Origin of the sequence: Staphylococcus gallinarum (genome assembly GCF_000875895.1) — a bacterium.
Lineage (GTDB): Bacteria > Bacillota > Bacilli > Staphylococcales > Staphylococcaceae > Staphylococcus > Staphylococcus gallinarum.
Genome location: NZ_JXCF01000168.1, coordinates 1 through 241, shown reverse-complemented (window position 1 = coordinate 241; position 241 = coordinate 1). Strand labels below are relative to the sequence as shown.

The 241-nt window shown below is 34.9% G+C and carries 1 pseudogene; it reads left to right on the top strand.

Annotated elements, in window-relative coordinates:
- Positions 1–241, top strand: a pseudogene (locus SH09_RS13915) (hypothiocyanous acid reductase MerA); the annotation flags it as partial.

Here is a 241-nt window from a genome sequence, read left to right as displayed (position 1 = left end):
TGTTTTCGCAATTGGTGATGTTAAAGGAGGCATGCAGTTTACTTACATTTCTTTAGACGATTTTAGAATTGTTAATGATCGAATATATGGATTAGGAAATCGTAGTACAGAAAACAGAGGGGTTGTACCCTATACAGTCTTTTTAGACCCTCCATTGTCTAGAGTTGGATTAACTACTAAAGAGGCAAAAGCACAAGGATATAAAATTAAAGAAGGTACGTTACCTGTTAATCATATGCCA